8 protein-coding genes are annotated in these 7198 nt (G+C 38.8%); 7 read left to right on the forward strand and 1 reads right to left on the reverse strand.

Features of this window, described 5'->3' with window-relative positions; genetic code table 11:
* From QZZ43_RS06970 to QZZ43_RS06985, 4 genes are all read left to right on the forward strand, one after another.
* Positions 1-696, forward strand: a 696-nt coding sequence (locus QZZ43_RS06970) for a 3-oxoacyl-[acyl-carrier-protein] synthase III C-terminal domain-containing protein (RefSeq protein ID WP_291857389.1), incomplete at its 5' end; no start/stop codon positions are given.
* Between the two features lie 15 nt (positions 697-711).
* Positions 712-1434, forward strand: a complete 723-nt coding sequence (locus QZZ43_RS06975; protein ID WP_291857391.1) for a methyltransferase domain-containing protein — start codon at positions 712-714, stop codon at positions 1432-1434.
* 190 nt (positions 1435-1624) lie between these two features.
* Entirely contained in the window at positions 1625-3244 is a 1620-nt protein-coding gene (locus tag QZZ43_RS06980) for an FAD-dependent monooxygenase (RefSeq protein ID WP_291857393.1), read from the forward strand.
* A 15-nt stretch (positions 3245-3259) separates the two neighbouring features.
* Positions 3260-3727, forward strand: a complete 468-nt coding sequence (locus tag QZZ43_RS06985; RefSeq protein ID WP_291857394.1) for a hypothetical protein — start codon at positions 3260-3262, stop codon at positions 3725-3727.
* A 93-nt stretch (positions 3728-3820) separates the two neighbouring features.
* On the opposite strand, the gene QZZ43_RS06990 is transcribed toward QZZ43_RS06985, so the two are convergent.
* A complete protein-coding gene (locus tag QZZ43_RS06990) occupies positions 3821-5398 on the reverse strand; it encodes a hypothetical protein (RefSeq protein ID WP_291857398.1) in 1578 nt (525 codons plus the stop codon).
* A gap of 888 nt (positions 5399-6286) precedes the next feature.
* Here QZZ43_RS06990 and QZZ43_RS06995 point away from each other — a divergent pair.
* The 3 genes from QZZ43_RS06995 to QZZ43_RS07000 all read left to right on the forward strand — a co-directional run.
* On the forward strand, positions 6287-6496 hold the full coding sequence (locus QZZ43_RS06995) for a manganese catalase family protein (protein WP_291857400.1): 210 nt from the start codon (positions 6287-6289) through the stop codon (positions 6494-6496).
* A gap of 101 nt (positions 6497-6597) precedes the next feature.
* On the forward strand, positions 6598-6753 hold the full coding sequence (locus QZZ43_RS19585) for a lmo0937 family membrane protein (RefSeq protein WP_367221340.1): 156 nt from the start codon (positions 6598-6600) through the stop codon (positions 6751-6753).
* 67 nt (positions 6754-6820) lie between these two features.
* A partial coding sequence (locus QZZ43_RS07000) for a YtxH domain-containing protein (RefSeq protein ID WP_291857402.1) occupies positions 6821-7198 on the forward strand: 378 nt, incomplete at its 3' end.

Here is a 7198-nt window from a genome sequence, read left to right on the forward strand (position 1 = left end):
ACTGATGAAAATGCTAAAGTGCTGGTTGTATGTGTAGAGCTGTGCACCCTACATTTCCAGGCAGTTGACAATACCGATAATTTATTGGCCAACACCATCTTCGGCGATGGCTCTGCCGCTGCAGTTGTTGTATCCGACAGGGCTGCAAATAAAAATCATCAGTCAGGATTATCAATGGATGGATTTTATTCCCTGCTACTGAATAAAGGCAAAAATTTAATGGGTTGGAATATTACGCCAGTGAATTTCGAAATGGTTCTTGATGGCGGCATTCCCGAATTTATTGGCAACGAGGTGAAGGAAATTGTCAGGAAGGCCGGCAATAAGTTAAAGACAAACCCTTCAGCTATCGATAAATGGGCCATACATCCAGGAGGAAAAAAGATACTTGATTCCGTAAAAAAACAAATGCAACTGAGTGATTCGGATATGCAGTATTCCTATGAAGTACTTTCTGAGTACGGAAACATGTCGTCGTCAACCATTCTGTTTGTGCTAAACGAAATCATGCAGACTGAACACACCGATGGCAATAAAATATTTTCAATTGGGTTTGGCCCCGGATTAAGTATTGAAACGGCACTGCTAACCTATGTTAAGAACATGGCTGAGAAACCAAACAAAAATGAGGTGTCCGGTTCAACCAAATCAATAACCGAAAAGAGAAATAAACAAAAAGTTGTATCAAACCTCTAAAACGGAAGTATTCCGATGCCTGCAAAATTCAAATACCGCTCCCATGAAAAAGAACTGCTTGATGAAACGAATATCCAGCAGGATATACTTTTCAAAAACCTGAGGGAGCTTGATATCTTGAATAGAACCACAGGAGGTCATGCCATTTCATTGAAAGGTGTAAAACAATTGGTAACCGATCACACCAAAATCTATCACATCGTGGATCTTGGATGCGGAAGCGGTGATTCGTTAAGGGCTATTGCTAATTGGACGCGCGAAAACAATTTCAGTGTTAAATTGACAGGTGTTGATATGAATGCGAATGTAATTGAATATATGCGGAAACATTGCAGTGCATATCCGGAAATCACCGGCATTGCCGGGAACTATCAGGAACTTATTGATCGGAATACAACCGTTGATATTATTCTTTGTTCTTTGTTTTGCCATCATTTAAACGAAGACGAACTCATAAAACTGTTCATTTGGTTCCGAAAAAAAGTCACAACCGGATTTGTAATCAACGACTTGCAACGAAATTGGATGGCTTATTACAGCGCCTGGTTTTTTACACGGTTATTGAACGGAACTAATCTGGCAAAAAACGATGGTCCGGTCTCTGTGCTTCGGGCGTTTAAAAGAAGTGAACTTAAAAATCTATTTGAGAAGGCAAATATCAAAAACTATATCATTCAGAAAAGAGGACTATTCCGCTTCCTTGTAATCGGAAAAACGGAGCTTACTTTTCGTAAATGAATTTAAGCGACAAGCGTTACGAAACAAGTGATTTTTAACAATAGTCCGTTTAACCTTTTTAAATGCCTGTTTAAGAGCAAATTGTGCAATGCCGGGCATTTATTGCAACACCCTGATAATAAATGCTTTGCATAGCAGCGCTTAAGCTTTTTTTTAACGGACTATTGTCTTTAACAGACAGACACGAATTATGGAACTATCTCCGCATAATACCACAGAAGTCCTGATTGTTGGTGCCGGCCCGACAGGTCTTATGATGGCCTGCCAGTTAGCTGTTCACCATGTTTCGTTTCGAATTATTGATAAAAACTCCTCTCCTTCGCAAAATTCAGGAGCACTGATTGTGCAGGCCCGGACCCTGGAGATATTTGAGCAGTTGGGCATTGCAAGTGATGCCATAAAGGAAGGAACTATTGCCGATAGAATTGAGATTCTGTATAACGGAAAAAAAATAGCAGGCACTTCCATAAAAGATATCGGCCGAGAACTGTCTCAATTTCCTTTTCTGCTCATGCTCGAACAATCGCAAACAGAAAAATTATTGCTAAAATTCCTCAAAGCACGTGGCTGCTATGTCGAAAGGAATGTTCAATTTAGAAAATTTGCAGAACATAAAAACAGGATAACCACCGAGGTAATCATGCCCGATGGCTCCCGGCAAACAATAGCTTCAAATTATTTAATTGGTGCTGATGGAAGCAAAAGCGCTGTCCGGAATTTCCTGAATATTCCGTTTAACGGCAAAGCGTACTCAAGACCAATTTTTATACTCGATGGTAGAGCAATTTCAGATTTTGGTTCAGGCGTTATCACCTTTGCATTTTCCAGAAAATCAGTTGCCGGGTTTTTCCCACTAAAAGACCAACGATGGCGGGTAGATGGCAGTTTTCCCGGAAAAGTAAAAAAATCTGAAACTTTAACACTGGAGACGGTTACAAAAGGACTTCAACACTGGAACAACCTGAATTTTAAACTCCAGGATATCGAATGGTTTTCAGTGTCGCATTCACAACAAAAATACCCCCCTACCATTCGGATTGGAAACTGTTTTTTAGCGGGCGATTCGGCACATGTCAACACTCCGGTTGGCGCACAGGGTATGAATACCGGGCTTCAGGATGCCCACAACCTGGCCTGGAAACTGGCTTTTGTACTAAAGCAAAATGCAAAACCGGAACTGCTCGATTCCTACTCAACCGAACGGCTCGGTATTTCAAAAGGATTTGCACGATATGCCGATGCGGTTTTCAGAGTGGCAACAAATACAACAAACGCTGTCAGTATTTTTAGAACATTTATACTGAAAATGTTCTTAAAAAGGATATTTCCGAAGCTGGAAAAAAAAGAAAAATTGCGACTGAAGTTTTTTAAATCCATTTCGCAGATTGACATTCATTACAAGCCGGCTTTTGGCATATACGAAGAATCTGAAAAATTATTTCTTCATAGGACTCCCAAACCCGGATATCGACTCCCCTACGTGGATTTTATGTACGACAACAAAAATACAAACAGCCACCAGATTCTACCCGCAACCCGATTTACGCTTTTAGTGTTTGCAAAGGAGTTAACATCTGAAATAAAATCAATATCAGAGAAGTACAACCTGGCAGTTGTATTGTTAAAACCCCGGCCCGAAACAAATAGCATTTACACAAGCCTCGGGATTACGAACACCGGATATTACCTTATTCGCCCGGATATGTACATTGGATTGCGTTCGGCTACCTTGAAAATCGAAAATCTGAATATGTATTTGCAGCAGTGGAGCGAAAGCATCAAACCGGACACCAATAATTTAAATTCTTAATTAAATTAAACCACTATGAAATCATTTATTTTCTGGCAACGATGGCTATTCTACAGCAGTGTGCTATTCGCGCTGTTTGGAATTGCGTTCGCCGTTTATGGCAGTAATCCACTCTTTTTGCCCTACAATAATGCACTTGCCCAAATTTTTGGTTTTGGGAAATCAATGCCCGAGTCCATTGAGCCTTTCCGGGCTTTTATTTGGGGGCCCATAGGTGCAACAATAGCTTGTGCTTATATTTTACTCGCGTTTATTGCGTGGTATCCGTTTCACCGGAAAGAACGCTGGGCGAGGAACGCAATTATTGCGGCATTCGGCGTTTGGGTAATACTGGATTCAGTCGTTTGCATTAAGTACGGAGTATATTTTCAGCTATATTTGGTCAACGGATTCTCCATATCAATAAAAGCTTTGCCTCTGATCTTTACCTGGAAGCAGTTCTCAAATCATGCCCTTTTGAATAAATCCACATTACAAATCTAGTGTCAAGTCAAACGTAAGCTATCGGGCCAAGACTCGTTCTTTTGTGTTATTGCTTTTAAAAAAAAGACTTACATAGCATAGTGACAGCAAATTCTATGATGAAACGAAATCACGCAAAACAGATTTTTTAATGCCTGACAGATAACAATTCCACCAGTAATGAAAAACAAACCGCTTGATATCCCGTTCAAAAAAAATCTCCCCTGAAGGTTCATTATTTTCATTATTGGGACTGGATGGATGGTAAACTATTTTTCCAAATGATTTGGAAAGACCTGAGATAAAATCACCGGCTTCCGGGGTTAAATCCAGCAAAAGACCATTCCATCCCATATACAACTCTCCTCGCGATGCTACGTCGTTGCCCGTGAATGAAAACACAGAACTGGAGTGAATTCCTTCAGCAATCTTTATGCCGGCAAGCGGATAAATAGCTGGATTAATGATTTCAAACCGGAATTCGGATAATTTTACGTCGGCCGTGTAACCACCATTAATATCTTTGAGATTGTATCTGAAATCGGCCTGAAGCAAGGCATCATCAAAAACAAATGCCTCTGCCTTAATTTGCATTGTACTGTCGTTTTGCAGAGAATCAGCGATATTTGAAATATTTTTCACAGTAACTTTTAACCGGTTAAACGTTACATTTCCGGTAGCTTCGGGAAACCCGGATTCGGAACCATTCTCAGGAAATTCCGAATAGAGAATATCCGTTTCACTGATATTTATCTCAGCGAAATATAAATCGATCGGTGCAGACAAAATTAATCTCACAGGCATGGCGGGACGTTGTTCCTCATTAAACGGAGGCCTCCGGTCACGAAAAATATCTATAACCCCTTTGCTGATATTTACACGGGAAACTATCACCCCTCTCCTGCCATCCTTTTTGTATGTCCGAAAGCCATTAACGTCAATATTATCCAAATGCGTCTCGATGCGGTCGGTTTCAAACTCAACATGCCGAAAAAACTCTTCTTTGGGGTATATGGGAAGCATTACTATCTTCTCCATCCTGAGGTTCTCCCTGGTGCCGTCAAACGAAATACTGTCGATGTAAAAAGATTTCAGATTCTGAGGCAAATAGGCGTAGAGATTTGCGGCCTGAAATGAATGTCTTTCAAATGTCAGGCTTTCATTGCCGTTGCCTTTATCGTCGGGCAACTCAATTTTTCCTTTAAAGCGAATTGGCCCGATTTGAAATTCCTGAAGGGTATTGGAAACAACTCCGGGCTCTTCAGAAAGATGTTTGGTGCGGAAATAAACACTATCTGCCTGAAAACAGTTAACATTGAATTTTTTTTGACCCAGGGCAATTAACACCAACGGTTTAAGGGAAATTTCAAGATTGATAATTCCTGCTTCATAAACCTTGGTGTATAACATAGCAGAACTATCTGCATTATCCACCCCGGTTTCTGCATATATTGAAATATCAGGTGTTGATACTGTTAGTGGAAACCCATTGAATTCAAGTTTTTGAATATTAACCACAAGGGAATCACCTGTTGACTGATTAAGCTCACTGCCAATTTTTTTCTCCAGTAAATTCTCTATATAGCTCGTAACAGAACCGCGAAGAAAAACCTGGAGAAACAAAATTCCCAGCGCAAATACCAAAACAGTAACTGCGATAAATATAAGCAAACTACCATATCTCCTTTTCATATCTTAATGCTTTAATTGCTACAGATAAAAAAGATAGAGATATAAAACTAAGCACATTACCTCCGGGAAGTGTTATATTATTAATTGGAAAATTTATATTATTCACATATTTGAATGTTCTATAAGAACTGCGAATTATTTCTCCTTTGACAGATTATTAATTTAGCAGCCTGAAAGCCCACCCTGGACAAGCTAGAACCAAACAAATCTAAAAAGAATCTGTCACAGCTCCGCAGCTTTTTTCTTTTTCATCACATCATTTCTATCACAGAACAATCCAAACCATGGAGCTCCCAATACAAAGTGTCTTCAGGAGGAACCATGAAATATTTTGCAAAAAAAAGACTAAAAGGAGTAAGACACCAAAGCCCGGGGCAACACAAGGGAAAAATGTAACCTCATCTCTCCCTTTTGGGGGTGGCAATGCGACCGAAAGTGTGATAAACAAAAAGCTAAGAATTAACAGCCAGAAGCTGACAGCAAACCCGCTTTCTCTTATATACCCTGTATAATGCAATATCTTCTTTCAACATTATGATTTTTTTGTGATTTACTACTCCCATCCAAAAATTTAACGAATTATTCATAAAGGAATGTGGTAATTATGCAACTCTTTCTAAAAAAAGTGTAACGCATCAAACGATAAACAGCAATATTTTTAGGCCTTAATAAAGTTTACATCTTTTTTCAAACGCTAAAAATTAAGACTTTGTTCCATCATGTAAAAGACCTACAGTTCAATGCAAGAGTTTCTAAACCCGATGAGCGTTTTGCCAAATTACTTCATGAACAACTTGGTGAACCCAACCCAATGGATAACCAAAAGCAGCCATGTAATATTTTGTTCATGCAGTTGGATGCTGAAAATCAAATCCGTATGTGTATGATATGCTCATGGATATTGCTACCGAAGAATTAAGTCACCTGAAGATTGTAGGTGCGATTATTCGAATGTTACTCATTGGCGTAAACAGTGAATTGAAAGCAGTTTATTGCCAAGCTCTTAAACATATTCAACAAACCAATGGCTTTCTGAAAAAAAAGCCAAGGCAACTCAGAGAACGGAAAAATCTGTACAGGAAAACAACAAGTCAGTAAGTAAAGAACGCAAAGGAAAAGCAGATTAAGCTGCAATTTCGGAAAAAGGAAAAATGAGTTGGTCTGTATATAAAGAACAAGGTGAAGCCAAATAAAAAGCCATGAAATATATTCTTTATATAGTTGCAGTAGTAATGATAATTATCTGGGCAATAGGTTTTTTTATCTATAGCATTGGAGCAATAATTCACCTATTGCTTGTATCAGCATTAGTATGTTTCCTGATAAAAATTTTCTCAGGTAAAAAAAATAAATAAAAATCAATTAATCCGCTTCACCATGCTCCCGTCCGGGAGTCTGTGAAGCTTAAAACAAAAATCAATTATGAGTACAGGAAAAACAACATTAGGAACATTGACAGGACTTGCCATTGGTGCAACAGCTGGTATTTTATTCGCACCAAAAAAAGGTTCAAAGTCCCGCAAACAAATCATGGATAAAAGCAACCATTATGTGGATGAACTAAAATTGCAATATAATAAATTGCATGATTCACTTGCTGAAAAAATCAGAAGCACAAAGAATGATGCCGAAAATTTGTTGGGAAATGAAAAAGCAATTGAAGTGCTAAACTCGCTCATTACTATCAATAACGATAGAATTGAAGGATATGAAACTGCATCAAATGAAACCGAAGAACCTGATTTAAAAAACTTGTTTGCACAATTCATTTCCACCAGTCAAAAATGCAAAAAGGAATTA

Origin of the sequence: Marinilabilia sp. (assembly GCF_016278715.1) — a bacterium.
Taxonomy (GTDB): Bacteria; Bacteroidota; Bacteroidia; order Bacteroidales; family Marinilabiliaceae; genus Marinilabilia.